This window comes from Microbispora sp. CSR-4 (assembly GCF_008033685.1).
Classification (GTDB): Bacteria; Actinomycetota; Actinomycetes; order Streptosporangiales; family Streptosporangiaceae; genus Microbispora.
On sequence record NZ_VJVX01000051.1, the window covers coordinates 32699 to 55884 of the forward strand.

23 protein-coding genes are annotated in these 23186 nt (G+C 71.8%); 10 read left to right on the forward strand and 13 right to left on the reverse strand.

The window, feature by feature from the left end; all coding sequences use genetic code 11:
* Positions 1–138 precede the first annotated feature (138 nt).
* A complete protein-coding gene (locus FLV34_RS30020; RefSeq protein WP_030511444.1) occupies positions 139–393 on the forward strand; it encodes a WhiB family transcriptional regulator in 255 nt (84 codons plus the stop codon).
* A gap of 233 nt (positions 394–626) precedes the next feature.
* Here FLV34_RS30020 and FLV34_RS30025 read toward each other — a convergent pair whose 3' ends face one another.
* Positions 627–2102 carry a sensor histidine kinase gene (locus FLV34_RS30025; RefSeq protein WP_142651258.1) on the reverse strand — a complete coding sequence of 492 codons (1476 nt, stop codon included), beginning with the start codon at positions 2100–2102 and terminating at the stop codon, positions 627–629.
* A 68-nt stretch (positions 2103–2170) separates the two neighbouring features.
* Between FLV34_RS30025 and FLV34_RS30030 the strand changes: the two genes are divergently transcribed.
* From FLV34_RS30030 to FLV34_RS30050, 5 genes are all read left to right on the forward strand, one after another.
* Entirely contained in the window at positions 2171–3358 is a 1188-nt protein-coding gene (locus FLV34_RS30030) for an 8-amino-7-oxononanoate synthase (RefSeq protein ID WP_147944695.1), read from the forward strand.
* Positions 3355–4083 carry a GntR family transcriptional regulator gene (locus tag FLV34_RS30035; protein WP_030511441.1) on the forward strand — a complete coding sequence of 243 codons (729 nt, stop codon included), beginning with the start codon at positions 3355–3357 and terminating at the stop codon, positions 4081–4083. Before FLV34_RS30030 ends, FLV34_RS30035 begins: the two co-directional genes overlap by 4 nt.
* 45 nt (positions 4084–4128) lie before the next feature.
* Positions 4129–4851: a dethiobiotin synthase gene (bioD, locus tag FLV34_RS30040; RefSeq protein WP_147944696.1), complete on the forward strand. Its 723-nt coding sequence runs from the start codon at positions 4129–4131 to the stop codon at positions 4849–4851.
* A 34-nt stretch (positions 4852–4885) separates the two neighbouring features.
* Positions 4886–5884 (forward strand): biotin synthase BioB, encoded by a 999-nt coding sequence (bioB, locus tag FLV34_RS30045; RefSeq protein ID WP_147944697.1) that lies wholly within the window; start codon positions 4886–4888, stop codon positions 5882–5884.
* A gap of 113 nt (positions 5885–5997) precedes the next feature.
* Positions 5998–7644, forward strand: coding sequence for an acetolactate synthase (locus FLV34_RS30050; protein ID WP_147944698.1), 1647 nt, complete (start codon positions 5998–6000; stop codon positions 7642–7644).
* Between the two features lie 138 nt (positions 7645–7782).
* Here FLV34_RS30050 and FLV34_RS30055 read toward each other — a convergent pair whose 3' ends face one another.
* Positions 7783–9492 carry a serine/threonine-protein kinase gene (locus FLV34_RS30055; RefSeq protein WP_240972037.1) on the reverse strand — a complete coding sequence of 570 codons (1710 nt, stop codon included), beginning with the start codon at positions 9490–9492 and terminating at the stop codon, positions 7783–7785.
* Positions 9493–9978: 486 nt separating this feature from the next.
* On the opposite strand from FLV34_RS30055, the gene FLV34_RS30065 reads away from it, so the two are divergent.
* Positions 9979–10356 carry a thioesterase family protein gene (locus FLV34_RS30065; RefSeq protein WP_147944699.1) on the forward strand — a complete coding sequence of 126 codons (378 nt, stop codon included), beginning with the start codon at positions 9979–9981 and terminating at the stop codon, positions 10354–10356.
* A 75-nt stretch (positions 10357–10431) separates the two neighbouring features.
* Here FLV34_RS30065 and FLV34_RS30070 read toward each other — a convergent pair whose 3' ends face one another.
* The 8 genes from FLV34_RS30070 to FLV34_RS30105 form a co-directional block, all read right to left on the reverse strand.
* Positions 10432–10644, reverse strand: coding sequence for a biotin/lipoyl-binding carrier protein (locus tag FLV34_RS30070; RefSeq protein WP_142651250.1), 213 nt, complete (start codon positions 10642–10644; stop codon positions 10432–10434).
* Positions 10645–10675: 31 nt separating this feature from the next.
* Entirely contained in the window at positions 10676–12010 is a 1335-nt protein-coding gene (locus FLV34_RS30075; RefSeq protein WP_142651249.1) for an acetyl/propionyl/methylcrotonyl-CoA carboxylase subunit alpha, read from the reverse strand.
* Between the two features lie 133 nt (positions 12011–12143).
* Positions 12144–13430 (reverse strand): HD-GYP domain-containing protein, encoded by a 1287-nt coding sequence (locus FLV34_RS30080; protein ID WP_260617498.1) that lies wholly within the window; start codon positions 13428–13430, stop codon positions 12144–12146.
* Entirely contained in the window at positions 13427–14782 is a 1356-nt protein-coding gene (locus FLV34_RS30085; RefSeq protein ID WP_142651248.1) for an HD-GYP domain-containing protein, read from the reverse strand. Before FLV34_RS30085 ends, FLV34_RS30080 begins: the two co-directional genes overlap by 4 nt.
* Before the next feature lie 335 nt (positions 14783–15117).
* Positions 15118–15651: a hypothetical protein gene (locus FLV34_RS30090; protein WP_147944700.1), complete on the reverse strand. Its 534-nt coding sequence runs from the start codon at positions 15649–15651 to the stop codon at positions 15118–15120.
* 64 nt (positions 15652–15715) lie between these two features.
* Positions 15716–16633, reverse strand: coding sequence for an NAD-dependent epimerase/dehydratase family protein (locus FLV34_RS30095; RefSeq protein WP_147944701.1), 918 nt, complete (start codon positions 16631–16633; stop codon positions 15716–15718).
* 169 nt (positions 16634–16802) lie between these two features.
* Positions 16803–17069 carry a mycothiol system anti-sigma-R factor gene (gene rsrA / locus FLV34_RS30100; RefSeq protein WP_142651246.1) on the reverse strand — a complete coding sequence of 89 codons (267 nt, stop codon included), beginning with the start codon at positions 17067–17069 and terminating at the stop codon, positions 16803–16805.
* Positions 17066–17707, reverse strand: a complete 642-nt coding sequence (locus FLV34_RS30105; protein WP_079316278.1) for a sigma-70 family RNA polymerase sigma factor — start codon at positions 17705–17707, stop codon at positions 17066–17068. The genes rsrA and FLV34_RS30105 overlap by 4 nt, the downstream gene beginning before the upstream one ends.
* A gap of 249 nt (positions 17708–17956) precedes the next feature.
* Between FLV34_RS30105 and FLV34_RS30110 the strand changes: the two genes are divergently transcribed.
* Positions 17957–18697: a class I SAM-dependent methyltransferase gene (locus FLV34_RS30110; RefSeq protein WP_142651245.1), complete on the forward strand. Its 741-nt coding sequence runs from the start codon at positions 17957–17959 to the stop codon at positions 18695–18697.
* A gap of 85 nt (positions 18698–18782) precedes the next feature.
* Here FLV34_RS30110 and FLV34_RS30115 read toward each other — a convergent pair whose 3' ends face one another.
* Both FLV34_RS30115 and FLV34_RS30120 read right to left on the reverse strand, forming a co-directional pair.
* Positions 18783–19115, reverse strand: a complete 333-nt coding sequence (locus FLV34_RS30115; RefSeq protein WP_142651244.1) for a TraR/DksA family transcriptional regulator — start codon at positions 19113–19115, stop codon at positions 18783–18785.
* A gap of 173 nt (positions 19116–19288) precedes the next feature.
* The gene (locus tag FLV34_RS30120; RefSeq protein WP_142651243.1) at positions 19289–20050 is read right to left on the reverse strand and encodes an SOS response-associated peptidase; all 762 of its coding nucleotides are present in this window, start codon (positions 20048–20050) and stop codon (positions 19289–19291) included.
* Between the two features lie 79 nt (positions 20051–20129).
* Between FLV34_RS30120 and aroA the strand changes: the two genes are divergently transcribed.
* Together aroA and rsgA are read left to right on the forward strand one after the other, a co-directional pair.
* Entirely contained in the window at positions 20130–21524 is a 1395-nt protein-coding gene (gene aroA, locus FLV34_RS30125) for a 3-phosphoshikimate 1-carboxyvinyltransferase (RefSeq protein ID WP_147944702.1), read from the forward strand.
* Positions 21521–22552, forward strand: coding sequence for a ribosome small subunit-dependent GTPase A (gene rsgA / locus FLV34_RS30130; protein WP_142651241.1), 1032 nt, complete (start codon positions 21521–21523; stop codon positions 22550–22552). The genes aroA and rsgA overlap by 4 nt, the downstream gene beginning before the upstream one ends.
* A gap of 6 nt (positions 22553–22558) precedes the next feature.
* Here the strand turns inward: rsgA and FLV34_RS30135 are convergent, their stop codons facing one another.
* On the reverse strand, positions 22559–23185 hold the full coding sequence (locus FLV34_RS30135; protein WP_142651240.1) for a LysE family translocator: 627 nt from the start codon (positions 23183–23185) through the stop codon (positions 22559–22561).
* Position 23186 lies beyond the last annotated feature (1 nt).

The following is a 23186-nucleotide window of genomic DNA, read 5'->3' on the forward strand; positions in this document are numbered from 1 at the left end:
GGTGCCCCGACGATCACGCGGACAAGCCCGGCCCCCACCCTGGATCCGGGTAAACGTTCGCATCAGCTAGTGAAAGAGTTCACAAAGTTGACGGCCAGAGGAGCCACCGAGGCTCCGCCTTACGAAGGAGTGGAACGCATGGACTGGCGCCACCGCGCTGCCTGCCGTGACGTGGACCCCGAGCTGTTCTTCCCGATCGGGAACACTGGTCCGGCGCTCATGCAGATCGAAGAGGCCAAGCAGGTATGCCGGCGATGCACGGTCGCCGAGTCCTGTCTCAAGTGGGCCCTCGAGTCGGGTCAGGACGCCGGAGTCTGGGGCGGGCTCAGCGAGGATGAGCGTCGCGCTCTCAAGCGCCGGACGGCTCGCGCCCGCGCCCGCGCCGCCGTCTGACTCCCCCGCCGCACGCGAACGCCTTCGGTGAATGCCAGTCGGGGCATTCACCGGATCGCGGGGCCTCGGAGCCCGGCCGGGACTGCCGCGTAGCCTCCCGCCCACAGGGCCTTCTGTCCACCAACGCATCGCGTCCACTATGGCATCCCTCACACGGGTGCCGTGCAGCGGGACCCCCCGTGGAGCCGCCCGCGTACGCGATAGCCCCCGGATATCAGCAGGAGGACCGGATATCAGCAGGGGGATGAGCCCGGCTGCACCGGGATGCTGAGCCTGACCTCGGTGCCCCCGCCGTCTCTCCTGGCCACACCCAGGCGGCCCGACAGCTCGCCGACGACCAGCGTACGGACGATCTGAAGACCGAGGCTCCCCGTGGCCTCCAGGTCGAAGTCCTCGGGCAGGCCCTTGCCGTCGTCGGCCACCGTGAACTCCAGCCGGTCGGCGTCCCGGGAGACGACGACCTGGACGTTCCCGGAGGAGTGGGCGAACCCGTGCTCGACCGCGTTCTGCAGCAGCTCGGTCAGCACCATCGCGATGGGGGTCGCGACCGCGGCGGGCAGCACGCCGAAGCTGCCGACCCGCTTGATGGCCACCTGCGCGAGCGCCACCTCCGCCGTCATCGCGATGACCCGGTCGGCGATGTCGTCGAACTCGACCATCTCCTCCGGCATCTGGGCGAGGATCTCGTGCACGATCGCGATCGAGCCGACCCGCCGTACGGCCTCGTTCAGCGCCTCCTGGCCCTCCGGGTTGTTGAGCCGGCGCGCCTGGAGCCGCAGCAGCGCGGCCACGGTCTGCAGGTTGTTCTTGACCCGGTGGTGGATCTCGCGGATCGTCGCGTCCTTGGTGAGCAGCTCCCGCTCGCGCCGCCGCAGCTCGGTCACGTCGCGGATCAGCACCAGCGCGCCGATGCGGCCCCCGCCGACGATCAGCGGGATCGCCCGTAGCTGCACGACCGTGCCGCCGTTCTCCACCTCGGTCTCCCGGGGTGCCCGCCCGCTGGCGACGAGCATCAGGTCCTCGTTGATCGGCTCGTCGGAGTAGCACAGGGCGGCGGTCGTCTTGCCCAGGTCGGCCCCCACGAGATCGGCGTGCAGGCCGAGCCTGCGGTAGGCCGACAGCGCGTTGGGCGAGGCGTAGGTGACCCGCCCGGCCTTGTCGAGGCGGAGCAGGCCGTCGCCCACCCGGGGCGACCTGACCAGGATCGGCTCCTCCTCCGCGAAGGGGAACCTGCCCTCGGCCACCATCTGCGCCAGGTCGGACGCGCTCTGCAGATAGGTCAGCTCCAGGCGGGACGGCGTGCGCGCCGACGACAGGTTGGTCGAGCGCTGGATGACCCCGATGATCGGGCCGTCCTTGTCGCGCCGCACCGGGATCGTCTCCTCGCGGACCGGCACGCCGCTGGACCAGTCGGGGTCGCCCTCTCTGCAGATGCGGTTCTCGGACCAGGCCACGTCGATCAGCGGCCGGTCCCCGACCGCGATGGACATGCCCACGACGTCGTCGTGATAGACCGTGGGGCCCGTCGTGGGCCGCATCTGGGCCACCGCCACCCACCTCGTGCCGCCCTGGTCGGGCACCCACAGGATGAGGTCGGCGAACGACAGATCGGCCAGCAACTGCCAGTCCGAGACCAGCGAGTGGATCCAGTCGACGCCGGCGGGATCGAGTGCGGTGTGGCGCGACACCAGGTCGCTGAGAGTCGGCACGACTGCATGATGCGCCGCCGCCCGGGTCGAAAGCGAATCGACCATCGCCACCTGGCAAGATGCACCTCATGACAGGGCCGTTGGACAGACTGCGCGCGGCCGCCGCCGAGCGGGAGGCGGCGGGCCTGCGCCGCGTTCTCCGCCCCCGCACGCCCGGCCACGACGGCCTGCTCGACCTGGCTTCCAACGACTATCTGGGGCTCTCGCGGGACGAGCGGCTCGTCGAGGCGGCCGTACGGGCCACCAGGGAGTGGGGAGTGGGCTCGACCGGCTCACGTCTGGTCACCGGCTCCACCCGGCTCCACGCCGAGCTGGAGGACCGGCTCGCCGCGTTCACCGGCGCGGCCGGGGCCCTGGTGTTCTCCTCGGGCTACCTCGCCAACCTCGCCGCGGTCGCCGCCCTCGGGCAGGGCGGCCTGATCGTCTCGGACGCCGGCAACCACGCCTCGATCGTGGACGCCTGCCGGCTGTCGCGGTCGCGGGTCGTGGTGACGCCGCACGGGGACGCGGAGGCGGTGGACAAGGCCCTGGCCGAGCGTGCCGAAGAACACGCCCTGGTCGTCACCGACGCCGTCTTCTCCGTCGACGGCGACCTCGCGCCGCTGCGCGCCCTGCACGAGGCCGCCGTACGGCACGGCGCGCTGCTGGTGGTGGACGAGGCCCACGCGCTCGGCGTGGTGGGCGACCACGGCAGGGGCGCCGTGCACGCGGCGGGCCTCGCCGGCCGCGCGGACATTGTGAGAACCGTCACGTTGTCGAAGTCCCTGGGATCCCAGGGCGGCGCCGTCCTGGGCGCACCCGAGGTGATCGGCACGCTCGTGGACACCGGCCGGTCGTTCATCTTCGACACCGGCCTCGCACCGGCCTGCGCCGGCGCCGCCCTGGCCGCTCTCGATATCTTGGAAAGCACCGCTGACCTGCCCGAACGGGCTCGGATGAGAGCCGGGGAACTGGCCGCGCTGGCCCGCGAGCTCGGACTGGAGACGACCGATCCGGCGGCCGCCGTCGTGCCGGTCGTGCTCGGCTCGCCCAGGCTCGCCCTGTCGGCGGCGGCCCTGTGTGCGGAACTCGGGGTCCGCGTGGGATGCTTCCGCCCACCATCGGTGCCTCGGGGCCGGTCCTGTTTGCGGTTGACCGCGAGGGCCGATTTGGGGTCCGATGATCTCGCGGTGGTCCGGGGTGCGCTCACCGCTGTGGCCGATTTGACGATGTTGCCTGAGTTGGGCGATGTGGCCGAGTTGAGGGTGGACAGGTGACGGAGCACAGCGAGGACTCTCCCCGGGTTCCGAAGTACTACGACGTGAAGCGCAGTCTTCTGGAGCTCACCAAGAGCCTGCCCGCGGGCAGCGCGCTCCCGCCCGAGCGCGCCCTCGCGGTGCGCTTCGAGACATCCCGGACGACGGTCCGGCAGGCGCTGTCGGAGCTCGTGGTCGAGGGGAGGCTGCTGCGCATCCAGGGCAAGGGCACGTTCGTCGCCCAGCCCAAGGTCGCCCAGGTCCTGCAGCTCACCTCCTACACCGGCGACCTGCGCACGGTCGGCCTGGAGCCGGACACCAAGATCCTCGACATCAGCTACATCACGGCCGACGAGGCGCTCGGGCGGCGGCTGGCCATCAACCCCGGCAGCCGGGTCCTGCGGATCCACCGCCTGCGCCTGGCCAACGGCGAGCCGATGTCCATCGACACCACGCACCTGTCCGCACGCAGGTTCCCCCGCCTGCGGCGCGAGCTGGAGGTGCACTCCTCGCTGTACGAGACGCTGCACAACGCCTACAACGTGCGGCTGACCGACGCCGAGGAGGTCATAGAGACCGTGCTCGCCACGCCGTACGACGCCCAGGTGCTGGGCGTGGACGTCGGCCTGCCCATGCTGCTGCTGACCCGGCACGCCTTCGACGCCGACGGCAACCCCGTCGAGTACGCCCAGTCGCTCTACCGCGGCGACCGCTACAAGTTCGTCACCCGCCTCCGCCGCCCCTGATCATGCCTCCCGCCTCGCGGGCGGGCAGGCTCTACCCTCGCGGGCATGAGTGTTCTCGTGGTGACCGGGACGGACACCGGGGTGGGGAAGACGGTGGTGACGGCCGCGCTGGCCGTCCTGGCCCTTGAGCGGGGCGCGACGGTCGCGGTGGTGAAGCCGGCGCAGACCGGGGTGACGGCCACGGAGCCGGGGGACCTCGACGAGGTGATCCGCATGTCAGGGGTGACGACGACCTTCGAGATGGCGCGCTATCCCGATCCGCTGTCTCCCGCCGCCGCGGCCCGCGTCTCCGGCATGCCGCCGCTGTCGCTCACGCCGGCGGCGGCGCGGATCGAGGAGCTGGCCGAGTCGCACCGGCTGGTGCTCGTCGAGGGCGCCGGGGGCCTGCTGGTCCGCTACGACGAGGAGGGCGGCACGCTCGCGGATCTGGCGCGGCGGCTGCGCGCCCCCGTCCTCGTGGTGGCGCGCGCCGCCCTGGGCACGCTCAACCACACGGCGCTGACCCTCGAAGCCATGGCGGGCCGGGGCCTCGACCTGGCGGGCGTGGTGATCGGGTCGTGGCCGGCCGATCCGGGGCTCGCCGAGCGGTCGAACGTCTCCGACCTGGAGATGCTCGCCGCCCGGCCGCTGTCGGGCGCGCTTCCGGAGGGCGCGGGCGCGCTCGGCCGGGAGGCGTTCGCCCGCGCCGCCCGCGCCGGGCTGGCGCCCACCTTCGGCGGCACGTTCGACCCTGCCGGATTCCGCTCGACCTTTAAGCTGCCCCTGTGACAGGAGTGCCGCCGAGGACCGACGGGAGCGCCGCGTGACGACCGACATCCTGGAGACCGCCCGGGTTCGGGTTCTGGACGAGGGCAGGGGTCTCGACGCCGCCCAGGCGCTCGAGTGCCTGACGCTGCCGGACGAGCGCCTGCCCGACCTGCTCGCGCTGGCGCACGAGGTGCGGATGAAGTGGTGCGGCCCCGAGGTCGAGGTGGAGGGCATCGTCTCGCTCAAGACCGGCGGCTGCCCGGAGGACTGCCACTTCTGCTCGCAGTCCGGCCAGTTCTCCTCCCCGGTGCGCGCGGCCTGGCTCGACATCCCCTCGCTCGTCCGGGCGGCCGTCGAGACGGCGGCGACCGGGGCGACGGAGTTCTGCATCGTCGCGGCCGTACGCGGGCCCGACCGGCGGCTGATGGACCAGGTGCGCGAGGGCGTCAAGGCGATCCGCGAGGCGGTCGACATCAACGTCGCCTGCTCCCTCGGCATGCTCACGCAGACACAGGTGGACGAACTGGCCGAGATGGGGGTCCACCGCTACAACCACAACCTGGAGACCGCCCGGTCGCACTTCCCGCGCGTGGTCACCACGCACACCTGGGAGGAGCGCTGGGACACCTGCCTCATGGTCCGTGAGGCGGGCATGGAGCTGTGCTGCGGCGGCATCGTCGGCATGGGCGAGACGCTGGAGCAGCGGGCCGAGTTCGCCGCACAGCTGGGCGAGCTGGCGCCCGACGAGGTGCCGCTCAACTTCCTCAACCCCCGGCCGGGCACGCCGTTCGCCGGCCTGCCCCTTCTCTCGGGCACCGAGGCGCTGAAGACGATCGGCACGTTCCGCCTCGCCCTGCCGCGTACGATCCTGCGCTACGCCGGGGGCCGCGAGCTGACCCTGGGCGACCTCGGCACGAGGGACGGCATGCTGGGCGGCGTCAACGCCATCATCGTCGGCAACTACCTGACCACTCTGGGCCGCGCGCCCGAGCGCGATCTGGAGCTGCTCGCCGACCTCAGGATGCCCATCAAGGCGCTGTCCCAGACCCTCTGACGCCGCCGGTGGTGATCGGCTGGAATCCCAGCCTGCGATGGCGGAGTAGCCGCGGCGACACCGGGCATCACTTCTGGAACACCCCAAAGTGACCGACTGGTAGGTTTCACCGTATGGAGTCCCCCAAACACGCAGGCGACATCGCCGTCGCCGTCTCCCAGGCCTACGGCGTGGACACGATGTTCACGCTGTCCGGTGGGCACGTCTTCCCCCTGTACGACGGGGCCGTCCATCAGGACATGCGCATCCTGGACGTGCGCCACGAGCAGAGCGCGGTGTTCGCGGCCGAGGCGACGGCCCGGCTGACCCGCAAGCCCGGCCTCGCGGTGCTCACGGCCGGCCCCGGCGTCACCAACGGCGTCTCGGGGGTCGCCACCGCCCACTTCAACGGCTCCCCGGTCGTCGTGCTCGGCGGACGCGCCCCGCGCTCCCGCTGGGGCTCCGGGGCGCTGCAGGAGATGGACCCCCCGCCGCTGTTCGAGCCCATCACCAAGCTCGCCTTCACCGCGTCGGGTGCGGACTCCATCGGGCAGGACGTCGAGATGGCCTTCAGGACCGCCCTGGCCCCGCACCGCGGCCCGGTGTTCCTGGACGTCTACATGGACGACCTGTTCTCCCCGTCGCCCGAGTACGTCTCGGAGACGCTGACCCCGTCGCCCCTTGAGCCCGACTCCGAGGCACTCGCCGGCATCGCGCGGCTGCTCGCCGAGGCCGAGCGCCCGGTGCTCGTGCTCGGCTCGGACGTCTGGATGGACCGCGCCGAGGAGGCCGCGCGCGACTTCGCCGAGGAGTGGCGGCTGCCCGTCGTCCCGAACGGCCAGGGCCGGGGCATCCTGCCCTCGGGGCACGAGCTGCTGGTCACCCGCGCCCGGGGCGTCGCCTTCGGCCAGGCCGACCTCGTCATCGTGGTCGGCACCCCGCTCGACTTCCGGCTCGCGTACGGCTGGTTCGGCGGCAAGGAGGGCGCGCCGCTCGCCAGGGTCGTCCACATCGCCGACGCGCCCTCCCAGCTCGCGACGCACACCGGCCTGTCCGGCTCGGCCGCCGGCGACCTGTCGGTCATCTTCTGGGGCCTGTCGGCCGCCTGCGGGGCCGCCGGGGTGAACCCCAAGGCGTACGAACCGTGGGTGAGCAGGCTGAGCGAGGCCACGGCGGCGGCGATCGCCGGGGACGCCCCCCTGCTGGAGTCGGACGCCGACCCGATCCACCCGATGCGCATCTATGGCGAGCTGAACAAGGTGCTCGCCGACGACGCGGTCGTCATCGGCGACGGCGGCGACTTCGTCTCCTACGCCGGCAAGTACGTCGAGCCGCGCAGGCCCGGCAACTGGCTCGACCCCGGCCCGTACGGCTGTCTCGGCACCGGGCTCGGCTATTCCATCGCGGCGCGTCTCGCGCGGCCGTCGTCGCAGGTCGTGCTGCTTCTCGGCGACGGCGCGGCGGGCTTTTCGCTGATGGACGTCGACACACTGGTCCGCCATCGCCTGCCGGTCGTCATGATCTGCGGCAACAACGGCATGTGGGGCCTGGAGAAGCACCCCATGCAGATGCTGTACGGCTACGACGTGGCGGCCGAGCTCCAGCCGCAGTGCCGTTACGACCAGGTCGTCACCGCGCTCGGCGGCGGCGGGGAGCTCGTCACGTCGCCGGACGAGATCGGCCCGGCGCTGCGCCGCGCCTTCGACTCCGGTGTGCCCTATCTGGTGAACATCGCCACCGACCCGGAGATCGCCTACCCGCGCAACACGACCGGTGTGTGACGACCGGGGTGTGACCACCGGGGTGTGACGACCGGTGTGTGACGACCGGTGTGTGACGAGCAGAGTGTGACGAGCAGGGTGTGACCACCGGCGGAGCCCCGCGTACGTCCGTCGCGCGGGGCTCCCGTCCGGCCTGTCTCAGGACGCCGCGGGAGAGCGGCTCCCGGCCGCGGTGGGCGACGGGCTGGGCGAGGGAGACGGGCAGTCCTTCTTCACGGTGAACGTGACCGCCGTGCCCTCCTTGACCATCGTGTTCGCGGCCGGCTTCTGGCTGACGACCGTTCCCTTGCAGTCCCCCTCGCCGTCATAGGCGGGCTTCGGGCTGAGGCCCAGCATGTTGAGCCGCGCCAGTGCGGAGCTCTCGGCCAGGCCCTTGAGATCGGGCACCTTGACCAGACCCGTCGTCGGGCTCGGCGAGGGCGTCGGGGAGGCGGTGGGGCTCGGCGTCGGGCTGGGAGTCGGGCTCGGCGTGGGGCTCGGCCTCCTCGTCCTGGGGGACGGGCTCGGCTGCGTCACCGGCACCTCGCGGGACGGCCTCGCGGAGGGCCGCGTGCCGCGGGTCCGTGACGGAGTCGGGGACGGGTCGGTGGTGGCCACCGTCAGGGACGGCGCGGGCGACTCGGTGACGCCCGACCCGGCCGAGGCCATGTTGATGCCGAGGACGGCCAGACCGCCGACGACGGCGAACGCGGCCACCCCGGCCGCGACGGGCAGCCCCTTGCCGCCCTTGGACCGCTGCGCCGCGCGCCGCGCCGTACGGGAACCCTGCTGCTGCGGAGAGGAGACGGTCGTCGGAGGCACGGCCGGGGCGTCGTTCCACGACTCCCGGGTGACGCGATAGGTGGCGCCGGCGGCCGGCACGGCCTCCGGCCCGCCCTGGTAGGGATGTGCCTGGGTGGCCGCGCCCGTGGGCGGAGGCACGGCCCCCATGCCCGTGGAGGCCGGGGCCCCCGTGACGCTCTGCGGGCCGTATCCCCCTCCGGCGAGACCCTGCGGGCCATAGCCGGGCGCGGCGTCCGGGAGCGCGGCGCCCGGAGGCAGCACCGACTGCCGGGCGGCCTGGCTCATCGCGGCGGCGGACGGCCAGCGGCGCGCCGGATCCTTCGACATGGCCCGTTCGACGATGGCCCGGACGGCGGGCGGCACGTCCGGCGGCAGCGGCGGCGGCTCCTCGCGGATGTGCTTGAGCGCGATCGCCACAGGCGATTCGCCGTCGAAGGGACGCTGCCCGGCCAGGCACTCGTACGCCACCACGCCCAGCGCGTAGATGTCCACGGCGGGTGTGACCGGGGCGCCCTCGGCCTGCTCGGGCGCGCAGTAGGCCGCGGTGCCGAGCACCATTCCGGCGTCGGTGAGGCGGCTGCCCTGGTCGGCGCGGGCGATGCCGAAGTCGGTCAGCACCAGCGTGCCGTCGGACCGCACCAGCAGGTTGCCCGGTTTGATGTCACGGTGCACGATCCCCCGCTCGTGCACGGCCTGGAGGGCGGAGGCGGCCTGCGCGATGAGCTCCATCGCGGGCTCGGCGCCGATGCGGCCGAGGCGCATCAGCAGTCGGTCGAGCGGCTCGCCGTCGACGAACCGCATGACGAGGTACGCGGTGGAGCCGTCGCCGGGGACCTCGGTGACCCCGTAGTCGTAGACGTCGACGACACCGGGGTGGTTGATGGTCGCCATCGCGCGGGCCTCGCCCTGGAAGCGGACGGCGAATCCGGGGTCGTCGAGACGACCGGGGAGAAGCACCTTGACGGCGACGGTGCGCGCGAGGACGGTGTCCTCACCACGCCATACCTCGCCCATGCCCCCGGCGCCGAGCCGGGCGTCCAACCGGTAACGCCCAGCCAGGGTCATGCCTTGGGCCACCATTTGCGCCCCGTACCCCCTAAGTCAATCGACCCCCGAAGGTGTCCAACAAAGCAGGTTCGTGTCGCGGGTTGATAACGACAACTTCACGGAACCCTGTACGCGTAAGGGATCCAGGCTCGGGGGATCGAAGGTCGAGCCTACCTGTTACCCGCCCGTACTACCGTGCACCGAGCACCGTGCCGTCCAGTTCCTGGGCGTGACCTGGACGACCATGCGGCGGCGGCAGTGCGGGCAGTAACGCGGTGGCTCCATCACCCTGGCGGCCAGACAGGCCGCGTGATCACCGTTGCCTGCCGGACGGCCGCAGTGATCGCAGTAGAGGTCCACAGTGCACCACCTTAACCGCTACCGCCTCCGACGTCCGGAAAGCACATGGAGTCCCCGCCGCCTTCTAAGACGCTCCGCGGTCCCGATTAGTTGCCTGCGGCCTCCTCGGGCACCGGGGAACGACGACCCAATAGGCTGACCCGCATGAGTGTTGCTCCAGGTCTGCGCGCCGAGGTCCTCATCATGGTGGAGCGCTCGGACACGGCGATCCGGGTCGGCAGCGGCGACGTGCCGGTGCTGGGCACGCCGCGGCTGCTGTCGTTCGCCGAGGGAGCCACGGTCAAGGCCGTCCAGCATCACCTGGAGCCGGGGCAGACCACGGTGGGGACCAGGGTGCTGATCGAGCATCGGCTGCCCAGCCCGGTCGGGATGCACGTCGAGATCAGCGTCGAGCTCACGGAGGTGGACGGCAGGCGCCTCGTCTTCGCCGTCAGGGCCGTCGACAAGACCGGCGCCCTGGTCGCCACGGGCACGATCGAGCGGGTCGTCGTCGACCGGGAACGGTTCCTCTCCCGCCTCTGAACGTCCCGCCTCCGAGCACCCGCCTCTGAGCGCCCGTCTCCGGACTCCCGGCACCGGCGGTCCGGCCGGCCCGCGCTACTCGATGACGGCGATGAGGTCTCCCTCCTGGACGACGTCACCCTCCTTCACGTGGAGCTTCGAGACGGTCCCGGCGTCCTCGGCGACGACGGGGATCTCCATCTTCATCGACTCCAGAATCACCAGGGTGTCGCCCTCTTCGACGACCCCACCCTCGCTCACGAGGATCTTCCAGACGTTCGCCACCATCTCGGCGCGCACCTCGGCCACCCGGGCACTCCCCTCAACGTAATTCAGCAGATCAGGCTTTTCTCATCCGGGAGACCAGCCCGGTGTCATAGTTCCCGCTCACGAACTCGGGATGGTCGAGCAACTCGGCGCAGAACGGCAGGTTGTTCTTCGGGCCCTCGACACGGAACGCGGCGACGGCCTCCCGGCCCCGCTCCAGCGCCTCCTCGCGGGTGGCGCCGACGACACAGAGCTTGGCCATCAGCGGATCGTAGAACGGCGTGACGGTGTTGCCCGCCGCGTATCCCGAGTCGATGCGCACTCCCTCACCTGCCGGCTCCTCCCAAACGCCGATCTTGCCAGGACCCGGCAGGAACCTGCGGGGGTCCTCGGCGTAGACGCGGAACTCTATCGCGTGGCCGTTAACGCGAGGTTCCAGGGAGTAGGTCTCGCCGGCCGCGATCCGGATCTGGTGCTCCACGAGGTCGAGACCGGTGACCAGTTCGGTGACGGGGTGCTCCACCTGGAGCCGGGTGTTCATCTCCAGGAAGACGAAGTCCTGGGCGTCCGCGTCCACCAGACACTCCACCGTGCCCGCGCCGCGGTAGGCCACGGCCTCTCCCGCCCGTACGGCCGCCGCGAGCATCCGCTCGCGCAGCTCGGGGGACACGCCGGGGGACGGGCTCTCCTCCACGACCTTCTGGTGACGCCGCTGGACGGAGCAGTCACGCTCGCCCAGGGCGACCACGGTGCCGTCGGCGAGACCGAGGATCTGCACCTCGACGTGCCTGGCCCGCTCGATGTAGCGCTCGAGCAGGATGGCCGGCTCACCGCCGAAACGGGCCGCCGCCCGGGTGGCCTGCTCGAACGCCTTGGCCAGCGACTCGGCGTCGCGCGCCACGCCCATGCCGATCCCGCCGCCCCCGCCGGCCGCCTTCACCATCACGGGGAACCCGATCTCCTCGGCGGCCCGCTCGGCCTGCGCGAGGTCGGAGACCGGCTCCCTGGTGCCGGCGGCGACCGGCACGCCCGCGGACTCCATCAGGTTGCGGGCGTTGATCTTGTCGCCCATCCGCTCGATGGCCTTCGGGTCCGGGCCGATCCAGGCGAGACCGGCGTCGATCACCGCACGGGCGAACGCGGCGTTCTCCGCGAGGAACCCGTATCCGGGGTGAATCGCCTGCGCTCCCGTCGTACGGGCGGCCTGGAGGACCTTGTCGACGTCGAGGTAGCTCTGGGCCGGGTTCGCGGGGCCGAGCAGCACGGCGTCGTCGGCCTCACGCACGAACGGCAGGTCGGCGTCCGCCTCGGAGTGGACCGCGATGGCGCGCAGCCCCATACCCCGCACCGTACGGATGATCCGGCGGGCGATTTCACCACGATTGGCGACGAGAACTGAGTCGAACACGCACCCAACTCTAGGGTGATCCCCCGCTCCGTCCCCCCGCCCCTTCCGACTGAACGCGGGGGCCGAATCTGTAGGGTCGCCACAACAACGACGGGCCCGGCGTGCCGTTGGAGACGTTCCGATGCTACGTCTGCTACAAGCGTGTGACGAGCACGAGCCGGTCGACGACGCGCGCCATCGCCTCCACCACGCCGGGGTCGTAGGCCGTTCCCCCGTCGAGGCGCAGCCGCTCCAGCGCCGCCGCCGCGCGGTCCCTGTCGGTCGATCCGCCCACGAGGTCGTCGTACGCGTTGGCGGCCTTGATGATGCGGCTGGCGATGGGCGGTGACTCGCCGAGGGTCTCGCACTGCCGCCTGACGATCTCCGCGACGCTGTGGAGGACGCCGGTCTTCCTGATCACCTCGGCGCCCAGCTCGGCGATCTGCCGCGCCTGCGCGGGGTCGGCCAGCACGGTCGCGCCTCCGGGGATGGGGTCGCGCAGCGACAACTGGCCGATGTCGTGCATGAGCGCGGCGTATTCCAGCTCCAGCAACTGCGGCTCGGCCATGCCCAGCTCCCGGCCGATGGCCACGGAAAGCTGGCTGACGCGGCGCGAGTGGCCCGGCTCGACATAGCCGCCGACCTCGGTGACCCGGCTCAGCGCGCGCACGGTCTGCAGGTAGGTCGCCCGGATGCCGGCGTACTTGCGGAACGCCACCTGCGTGACGAGGAGCGGCGCGGCGAACGCGGGCAGCGCGGTCATGTCCATGCTGTGCGAGGCGAGCGCGAGCAGGATGCCCGAGGCCGCGACGGCGGCGCCGAGCGGCGCGCCCATCCTGATCTCGTCCCGTACGGCCACGCCGAACGCGGTCCTGACCTGGTCGGCACGGAGCATGGCCGCGATCACCACGTCGGCCGCGAGCATGACCGTGACGAGCACGGCCATCACGCCGAGCGCAGGCCACCAGTTGCCGTGCCGGTCGGTGTCCCGCGCGAGCTCCCCCAGCGGGCCGCTGAGCGGCCGGTAGGCGAAGGCGAGCAACGACCCGGCGAGCAGCCGCCGGGCCATCGCGTCGAGACGCGGCGGCCTGCCGACCGCCAGATGCGGCAGCCCGCCCGCGATCATGCCGACCGCCATCACCGCCACGACCTGCAGGGCCGAGTGGTTCGCCGGCCGGCCGCCGACGTCGAGCAGCAGGGCGTATCCGAGGGAGGCGGCGGTGGAGATCGGGGCGACCTCGCGGTTGCCCGGCATCGTGAGCCGGGCCAGCTCTCCGGCCGCGATGAGCGCGCCGAAGCCGATGGCGACCCGCGCGTCGGTCAGGCCCACCGCGGCGGTGTGGGCGATCCCGGCCACGGTCAGCATCCCGGCGGCGCAGATGAGCAGGAGCTGGCCGGAGTCGAGCCCCACCGGCCTGGCCGTCAGCCGACGCTCTCTCACCGCTCCGACACCACCTGGATGGGCGTCGTCGGGTCGTCGTGGTCCTTCACGGTGGTCTCCACGGCGGTGTCGTCCATGGGTGCGGGCACCGGCTGCGCCAGGTCCCAGCCGTGCCGGTCGAGCGCCTTGACGAACGCGCACACCATGTCGGGGTCGAACTGGGTCCCGGCGTTCTTGCGCAGCTCCGCCACCGCGAACTCGATCGACTTGGCCTTGCGATAGGAGCGGTCGGAGGTCATGGAGTCGAACGCGTCGGCCACCGCGATGATCCGGGCGAACTCGGGGATCTCCGAGCCGGCCAGGCCCATCGGATAGCCCTTGCCGTCATGTCGTTCATGGTGGTGCATGATCCCGGCGAACGCCTCGTCGAGGAAGTCGATGCCCCGCACGATCTCCAGCCCGCGCATCGGGTGAAGCTGGATCGCGGCGTACTCCTCCTCGGTCAGGCGGCCGTCCTTCTGCAGCACCTTGGTCGGCACGCCGAGTTTGCCCACGTCGTGGAGCATGCCCGCGTATCGGATCGCGCGCAGCCGCTCGGTGCCCATCCCGATCTCCTCGGCGATCATGGACGACGCCGCGGAGACCCGCGTGCAGTGCCCGCGCGTGTAGTAGTCCTTGGTCTCCACCGCCTGGCACAGCGCCGCGATGGTCGCGTCGTATGCCCGCTGCTCGGCGTGGTAGTGCCCCAGCGCCCACCGGGCCACGAACAGCGGCAGCAGCACGAGCACGGCCGAGATCGACTGCACCGTCGACCACAGGGCCGCGATCAGCAGGCCGAAGGTGGCGAAGCCGACGTAGGAGCCAAGGAACTGCACCGTCGCGCGGAACGACACCTGGTCTCTGTGCACCCCCGACGCCAGCCGCAAAATGACCGCGGTCAGTGCGAAGTTGACGGCCACGAAGACCATCGCCGCCGCGGCGTACGGCACGAGGATGCCCGGGAAGTCGGAAGGCTCGGGCAGCGCGGCCCGTCCCCCCGCGCTCTCGTAGGCCCACCCGGCGGCGTACCCGCACAGGGCGTACTGCGCGCCGTTGAACAGCCGTTTCACCATCGGCAGGCCGGGGCGCACGCTCACGACGGCGGCCAGCCCCACCAGCGCCGCGCCCACCGGGCCGACCAGCACCACGGCGGCCAGCGCGGCGGAGAAGCTCACCGACATCGCGACGTTCGGCACGTTGAGCAGCGTCGGCACCGACTCGCAGAGCAGGAAGAGCAGCGCCAGAACGAGAAGCGCCGACCAGTCCTCCGCCACGAGCCCGTGATGCGAGAGGAGACCGCGCGTGATCACCAGACCCGCGGTTCCGACGAGTGCGACGAAGTAGACCCTGGCGGGCCACGGCAGTTCCCGCATGGCGGCCACCTTGACTGCGGTTCGGACCCGTGGGCCGGTCCTGCCGGACCGGCCCACGGGCAGTGACTACGTCCAGGAGATCCCCGGGGTGCCGGCCGCGAGACCGGCCAGAGCCACCACCGGAGTGAGCAGCGCCAGCGCCACTATCAGCCTGACGACGGTCTTCCCAAGCATTGCGCCGCCTCCACGTCGATGTCGCACTCAGGCTACAGAAGGGCCGACCGCCACTCCGGGATGTCGCGACCATCGCAGCCAAACCGTAACCAAGCCATCACACCGCGTGCAATTGCACCGGTATGTCGGTGCCGTTTCAGGGGGTCAACCGGGCCATCAGCCTATGGACGCCGCATCCGCCACGTGCCCTCCCGGTAGGCGGTGGTCAGGGCCTTCCCGACGTACGAGCGGGTCCGGACCGTGCCGTTCGTCGTCGTGACGCAGGAGTTCGCCTCCTCGGCGCTGCCCACCCACAGCGCCGAGCCGTCGGCGTACGCGAACCGGACCAGGTAGTTCGTCATCGGCCCGCCCATCTGCGTGCACACACCATCGGCCCTGCCGGTGGTCACCGGCAGGTACGCGAGGTCGCGGGCCATCACCGCCGCCTGGTCCGTCAGCGTCCGCGACCCGCCGAGCCGTTCGCCGCCCGGGTCGGTGTTGACGCCGGGATAGGCGCAGATCAGCGCGCGAACCGGCGCGCCGGGCACCAGCGACTCGTCCGCGCCGTCCACGTCCACGGCGTCCGGCACCCAGGCGCCGATGCCCTCCCCGCCCCAGCGCTGCGGGCACGCGTCGGGCACCGCCTTCGGCTCCGGAGCGCACCCGGCCAGTACGGCTCCCGCGCACAGGGCGGCGGCCATGAAGATCGAACGCATACGCATACGGATCAGACGTCCCGTCATGCCCGGCCGGTTCACCGCCGGTGGTGGCCGAAGCCGGTCAGACGAGCGCCTGGCGGGCCCATTCGACGGTGGCCTTGAGGCCCGTGGGCAGGTCGTGCCGGGGACGCCAGCCGAGGGCCTGGTACGCCGGAGCGGGATCGACGGCCATCGCGGGCAGGTCGCCCAGGCGAGGCGGCTCGAAGCCCGGCTCGTCGGGCGCACCGGCCGCCGCGGCGATCAGGCGGTGCAACTCGCGGTCGGTGGTCTGGACGCCGGTGCCGAGGTTGACCCGGCGCCCGTCGCCCCGGGGCCCGCAGGCGCGGGCGAAGCCGTCCACCACGTCCTCCACGAAGACGTAGTCGCGCGTCTGGGAGCCGTCGCCGAACACGACCGTCGGCTTTCCCGCGAGCAGGGCGTCGGTGAAGATGGCGACCACCCCGGCCTCGCCCTCGGGCGACTGGCGCGGCCCGTAGACGTTCGACAGCACGAGCGTGGTGTATTCGAGCCCGTACAGCGCCCGATAGGTGGCGAGGTACAGCTCACCGCCGAGCTTGGAGGCGGCGTACGGCGAGCGGGGATCGGTGGGGGCGTCGCCGGGCACCGGGATCACGGCCGGCCTGCCGTAGACGGCGACGGAGGAGGCGTAGACGATCTTGCGAGCGCCGGCGCGGCGGGCGGCCTCCAGGACGTTCACCGTGCCCTCGATGTTGACCCTGGCGTCGGTCACCGGGTCGGCCACGCTCCTGCGCACGCTGATCTGCGCGGCGAGGTGACAGACGACCTCCGGCCGCCAGCGCTCCGCGAGCTCGGCGAGCGCGGGGTCGCGCACGTCCATGACGTGCAGGGGGGCGTCGGGGTTGCGCACGTTGCCGGACGACAGGTCGTCCACCACCGCGACCTCGTGGCCGTCCGCCAACAGCCGATCGACGAGGGTGGAACCGATGAACCCCGCCCCGCCCGTGACCAGTGCCCGCATGTCCCCGTCCTTCCCCCGGCTGTAACGGAAGATCCTAACGAGCATTGCCCCGGCACGGCCCGGTCACGCCCCCACGGTGGAGGCACGCCCGGCGGCGGCAGGGCACGGCGCGAAGACGCGCGGCCTCAGCCTCCCACAACCGGCGGACGAGCCCCGGACCGGTCCTGGACTACTCCGCCATCTGGGCGCGTACCTGCTCGATCCGGGTGAGCACCTTGCTGCGCAGGTCGTGCGGGACGGGGTCGCACCCGCAGTGCTTGGCGACGAGCCGCTTGACGGCCTCCTCGAGCCCGTACTCCTCCAGGCAGGGAGAGCACTCGTCGAGATGCTGCCTGATCTTGGCGATGCGGTCGCTGTCCAGCTCACCGTCCAGGTAGGTGTACACCCGGTCGAGCACCTCGCTACACGGGGTGTCGTGGTGTTTCCCGCAGCTCATCGCTCCTCCTCGCCAAGCGTCCCGCCGAGACCCGCGCCGCGGGAGTCCGACCGCACGAGGCCGCGCTCGCGCGCGTAGTCCTCAAGCTGGTTGCGCAGCTGCCGGCGGCCACGGTGAAGGCGCGACATCACGGTCCCGATGGGCGTGCCCATGATGTCGGCGATCTCCTTGTACGGGAAGCCCTCGACGTCCGCCAAATAGACGGCGATGCGGAACTCCTCGGGGAGCGCGGCGAGAGCGTCCTTCACGTCACTGTCGGGAAGGTGCTCCAGCGCCTCGATCTCGGCCGACTTCAGCCCGCTCGACGTGTGCGACTCCGCCCGCGCGAGCTGCCAGTCCTCGATCTCCTCGGTGCCCGCCTGCTTGGGCTCCCGCTGCTTCTTCCGGTAGCTGTTGATGAACGTGTTGGTGAGGATGCGGTAGAGCCAGGCCTTGAGGTTCGTCCCCTCCTGGAACTGGTGGAAGGAGGCGAACGCCTTGGCGAAGGTCTCCTGGAGAAGATCCTCCGCATCCGCTGCGTTTCGGGTCATCCGGAGCGCGGCCGAGTAGAGCTGATCGAGAAACGGCATGACGTCGCGCTCGAACCGCTCACTGCGCTGCTCCAGAGTCTCCTCGGCTGTCTTGGAGACCGGACCCACCCCCTTCAGGACACCGTACCCAGCCGAGGATACCGGCCCGGCAACGTCGAGCCCGTCGAGGCCTTCTGGCAGCACCAACGTCTTCATGCACAACTGCAACAGGGCGGGCGTAGAGTCTGTTCCCGGTGCAGATTGAGGTGACGAACGACCCGGTGCGGGGAAAAAAGTAAGCACCGGCTTGGTAGCCCGGAAACCGAGTTTCGCTGCCGCACGCCCATGCGCGGGGCAGCCAGAGTCCAGGAGTCGCTCGTGCTGCCTATACCGGCCAACGAACTCAACGGCTCGGGCACGCTCGGACCGTACTGGACCTTTTATCACGCGGTGGTCGCCGAACAGCTGCGCCAGTGGTTGCCCGGCCGTCCGTCTCTGCTGCTGGATCTGTCCGGCGGACGGGGGCGGTGGCCGGCCCAGGCCGCGCGCGGCGGACACCGGGTGATCGAGGTCATGGACTTCCGCAGGCCGGCGGAACCGTGGTTGCGTGACGCCTCCGAGCGAATACAGAAGGTGCGCGCCGACAACCTGGGCTTCCTGCCCGACGGCAGCGTGGACGGCGTGATCGCCGAGGAGCGCGCGCTGTCGGTCGAGATCATGGCCGAGTCCGTCATCGAGGACGTGGCCCGGGTGCTGCGGCCCGGCGGGCGCGCGCTGCTGTGCGTCGACTCACTGGTCCTCGGCATGGCGATCCTGGCCGAGCAGAACTACTGGGCGCACCTGTGCCAGACGGGCGAGGTCATGCTCATCCCCTGGCCCGACGGCAGCATCACCCGATGCTTCACCAGCCAGCAGATCCGCGAGCTGATCACCGGCGCCGGCCTGGAGGTGGAGTGGGTGCGCCCGCGCACCGTGCTGTCCCCCTCCACCGTCGACCACGTGCTGAGCGGCGAGAGCAAGTCGCTGTCCTGGCTGGTCCGCACCGAGCTGGAGACCCAGGCCGACGGCGACGACACCGTCGGCATCCACCTGGTGGCCAGCGCCCGCAAGCCCCTGTGAACGCCCGCCCGGACGCCCGCCCGGGCGGGTGTCCGGGAGAGCGTCCGGGCGTTGTCCTGGCCGTGTTCGGGCAGGCGCCGGCCGGTCACCGGCGGCGCTCGGCCCGCGACTGGCACTGCACGCAGCGGGCCGCCTCGGGGCGGGCCTCCAGCCTGCCCTCGGGCACGAGCGTGCCGCAGTCGACGCAGCGGCCGTAGCCGCCGTCGTCCAGCCTGCGCAGCGCGGCCAGCACGGCCGTACGCTGCCGGGAGGCGGCGTCGAGCATGGCCCGGGTCCGGTCGGCGTCGGTGAGGTCGGCTCCCGCGTCGGCGAGCGATCTGTCGTGTCCGGCGGCCGGATCCCCACGCAGCACGCTGATCGACCGGTCGAGCTCGGCGAGCATGCTTTCCAGGCGCATACGCGCGGTCGCGACGTCCACGAATCCGCACCTCCGGGAGTGGGGGAGTCACCCGTCCAGGAGCCCCCGGTCTCCTGGAAGGTCCGCGGCCGATCACCTTCCGTGCGGCCGCTTTCTCGAACGGATGCCCACTTCGCGCGCCGCTTACACCCCTGACCTGCCCACCGTCCGCCGGCGCGGGTAGGGGTCGTACGTCAGAACAGGCGCGGGACGTCGTCGCCTTCGAGGGGCTCGATCAGCTCGGGACCGTTGTGGCGGACGCTGTTCACGGCGTCGGAGACGGCGTACGCCTCCAGCCGGTCCGGGCCGGCCGGGACGAGCAGGCCGGTGGGGTCGGTCACGCGCGGGTCGAGCCACTCCGTCCAGCGGTCGCGCTCGACCATCATCGGCATCCGGTCGTGGATGCGGCCCAGCTTGTCCGTCGCCGTGGTGGTGATCACCGTGCAGGTGCACAGCCACTTCAGCGGGTCGTCGTCCGGCCGGGTGGGGTCCTTCCAGAACTCGTACAGGCCGGCCATCGCGAGCACGCCGCCGTCGGCGGGGTGGATGAAGAACGGCTGCTTCTTCTTCCCTTCCAGCGGCATCCACTCGTAGTAGCCGTCCGCCGGGATCAGGCAGCGCCGCGACTTCAGCGCCCTGCGGTAGGACGGCTTCTCCGCCACGGTCTCCACCCTGGCGTTGATCATCCGCGCGCCCACGGACGGGTCCTTGGCCCAGCTCGGCACGAGCCCCCACCGGACCACCCGGAGCTGCCTGACCGGCTCGTCGCCCGGGCGCTCGCCGCCGTCGTCCTTCGGCACCCGGCTCATGACCGCGTACACGTTCTTCGTGGGCGCGACGTTGTAGTCGGGCCGCAGCTCGCCGCCGGGCACCTGGTCGGGCACCCCGTCCAGCTCGACCTGGAACTCCTCCAGCAACTCCTGCTTCTTGCGCGCAGACGCGTACCTCCCGCACATGCTCCCAAGACTGCCACTCGGGCGGGCCGCCCGCGCTCTCGCGACAGTGCGGAGGAGCGTGCGCGACTAAGCTTGCGGCATGGCCTCTCCGCAGTCCGCGTCCGGCGGCGCCGAGCCGCACGCCGTCCACCAGAACGCCGCCGCGCCGCTCTGGCCCGCTCCGGTGGCCGCCGAGCCGGTCCGTGCGACGGTCCGCCTGCCCGGCTCGAAGTCGGTGACAAACCGGGCGCTGCTGCTCGCCGCGCTGGCCGACGCCCCCGGCACCGTACGGCTCGCGCTGCGCAGCCGCGACGCCGACCTGATGGCGGCCGCGCTGCGCTCGCTCGGCGCCGAGATGACGCCGTCCAACGAGAGCGCCGACAGCGTGGACTGGTCGGTGACCCCACATCCCGTACGCGGCGGGGCATCGGTGGACGTCGGGCTGGCCGGGACCGTGATGCGGTTCGTGCCCCCGGTCGCCGCGCTGGCCGACGGGCCGGTCTTCTTCGACGGCGACGAGCACGCGCGCAAGCGGCCGATGGGCCCGATCCTGGGCGCGCTGCGCGCGCTCGGCGCGTCGGTGGACAACGACGCGCTGCCGTTCACGATCCGCGGGCCGATCCCCGGCGGCGAGGTCACCCTCGACGCGTCGTCCTCCTCGCAGATGGTCAGCGGCCTGCTGCTGGCCGCCGCGCGCTTCGAGAAGGGCGTGACGGTGCGGCACGACGGCCCGCCCGTCCCGTCGATGCCGCACATCGAGATGACCGTGCAGATGCTGCGTCAGGCCGGGGTCGAGGTGGACGACTCCGAGCGCGACGTGTGGCGGGTGCAGCCCGGCCCGATCCGGGCCAGGGACGTCACGGTCGAGCCCGACCTGTCGAACGCCGCTCCCTTCCTCGCGGCGGCCCTGGTCACCGGCGGCTCGGTCGTCGTGCCCGACTGGCCGGAGGAGACGACGCAGGGCGGCGACGCGCTTCGCGGGCTGCTCGCCGAGATGGGCGCACGGGTCGAGCGGGTGCCGGAGGGCCTGCGGGTCACCGGCGAGGGCGGGGTGCACGGCATCGACGCCGACCTGCACGACGTCAGCGAGCTCACCCCCACGATCGCCGCGCTCGCCGCGCTGGCCGACGGCCCGTCCCGCATCCGCGGTGTGGCGCACATCCGGGGGCACGAGACCGACCGGATCACCGCCCTCGCCACGGAGATCAACCGGCTGGGCGGCGACGCCCGGGAGACCGACGACGGCCTGGAGATCCACCCCCGGCCGCTGAGCGGCGGCGTCTTCCACTCCTACGCCGACCACCGCATGGCCACGGCGGGCGCGGTCATCGGCCTGGTCGTGCCGGGCGTCGAGGTCGAGGACATCGCGACGACGGCCAAGACACTGCCCGAGTTCCCCCGCATGTGGGCCACGATGCTGGGCGGCGCACCGGGCGAGGAGACGGCAATGAACCGCGGGCCGATGCCTGCCGGGCGATCGGGGCGCGGGCACTGAGAAAGCGGCAATACGACGAGGACGACGTCAGGGTCCGGCCGGGCAAGGGCTCACGGCCGCGGACCCGGATCCGGCCTGCCCACAGCGAGGCCGTCGAGGGCTTCGTGGTGGCCGTCGACCGCGGGCGTTACACCTGCCTGGTCGGCGAGGGCGTCCCCCGCGCCACGACGCCGAAGAAGCGGCGGGGCGAGCGCACCCTCGTCGTGGCCATGAAGGCACGTGAACTCGGCCGCAAGGGCATCGTGGTGGGCGACCGCGTGGCGCTGGTGGGCGACGTGACCGGGCAGCCCGACACGCTGGCGCGCATCGTCCGCGTGGAGGAGCGCACCTCGATGCTGCGCCGCAGCGCCGACGACGTGGACGACATCGAGCGCCCCATCGTCGCCAACGCCGACCAGCTGGTCATCGTCACCGCGCTCGCCGATCCCCCGCCGCGCCCCCGGATGATCGACCGGATGCTCGTCGCGGCCTACGACGCCGACATCGAGCCGCTGCTCTGTCTCACCAAGGCCGATCTGGCCCCCGCCGACGACCTCGTCGCGATGTACGAGCCCCTCGGCGTGCCGTACGTGGTCGTGCGCAAGGGCGGCCCGGTCGACGACCTGGCCGAGGCGCTCGCCGACCGGATCAGCGTGCTGGTCGGCCACTCCGGGGTCGGCAAGTCGACCCTGGTCAACGAGCTGGTGCCGCACGCCCGCCGGGCCGTGTCCCACGTGAACGCCGTGACCGGCCGCGGCAGGCACACCTCCACCTCGGCGGTCGCCCTGGAGCTGCCGGGAGGCGGCTGGATCATCGACACCCCCGGGGTGCGCAGCTTCGGGCTCGCCCACATCTCGGTGGAGACCGTGCTCGCCGCCTTCCCCGACCTGGTGGACGCCACGACCGAATGCCCCAAGGGCTGCACCCACCTCGGCGACGACGACTGCGCTCTCGACCGCTACGTCGCGGAGGGGCACGCGGATCCCGCACGCCTGGAGTCTCTGCGGCGGCTGCTCGCCAGCCGCGAGGGCTCCGCCGACGACGACTAGCGACGACTAAGCGCTGAAGGCGAGCATCACGGCGAGTGCTCCGAGCATGCTGCCCATGGCGATCCGCTGGGCGCGCAGCCACGCAGGCCGGTGCCCCAGGAATCCCGCGACGCTTCCGGCGGCCAGCACGATCGAAAGGTTCACCGTCGCGGCCACCGCGATCTGGAAAAGGCCGAGAACGACGCCCTGAGCCAGCACGTTCCCCGCCCGGATATCGACGAACTGCGGAATCACGGAGATGTACAGAATGGCGATCTTCGGATTGAGCAGGTTCGTCATCAGTCCCATGGCGAAAAGCCGCGGCGGCGGGTCGTGCGGCACGTCGCGCACGGTGAACACCGAGGCGCCGCCGGGCCTGATCGTCTTCCACGCCAGCCACATCAGGTAGGCCGCTCCGGCCAGCCGTATCGCCGTGAGAAGCTGCGGGGCCGCGACGAACAGCGCGGCCAGGCCGAGATTCGTCGCCGTCAGATAGACGAGGAATCCCGCGACCACTCCGCTCAGTGAAATCACCCCGGCGCGGCGCCCCTGGCTGATGCTCCGCGACACGAGATACATCATGTTCGGGCCCGGAGAAAGCACCATTCCGAGCGCCACGGACACGACGCCCAGCACCGCGTGCGATTCGACCACG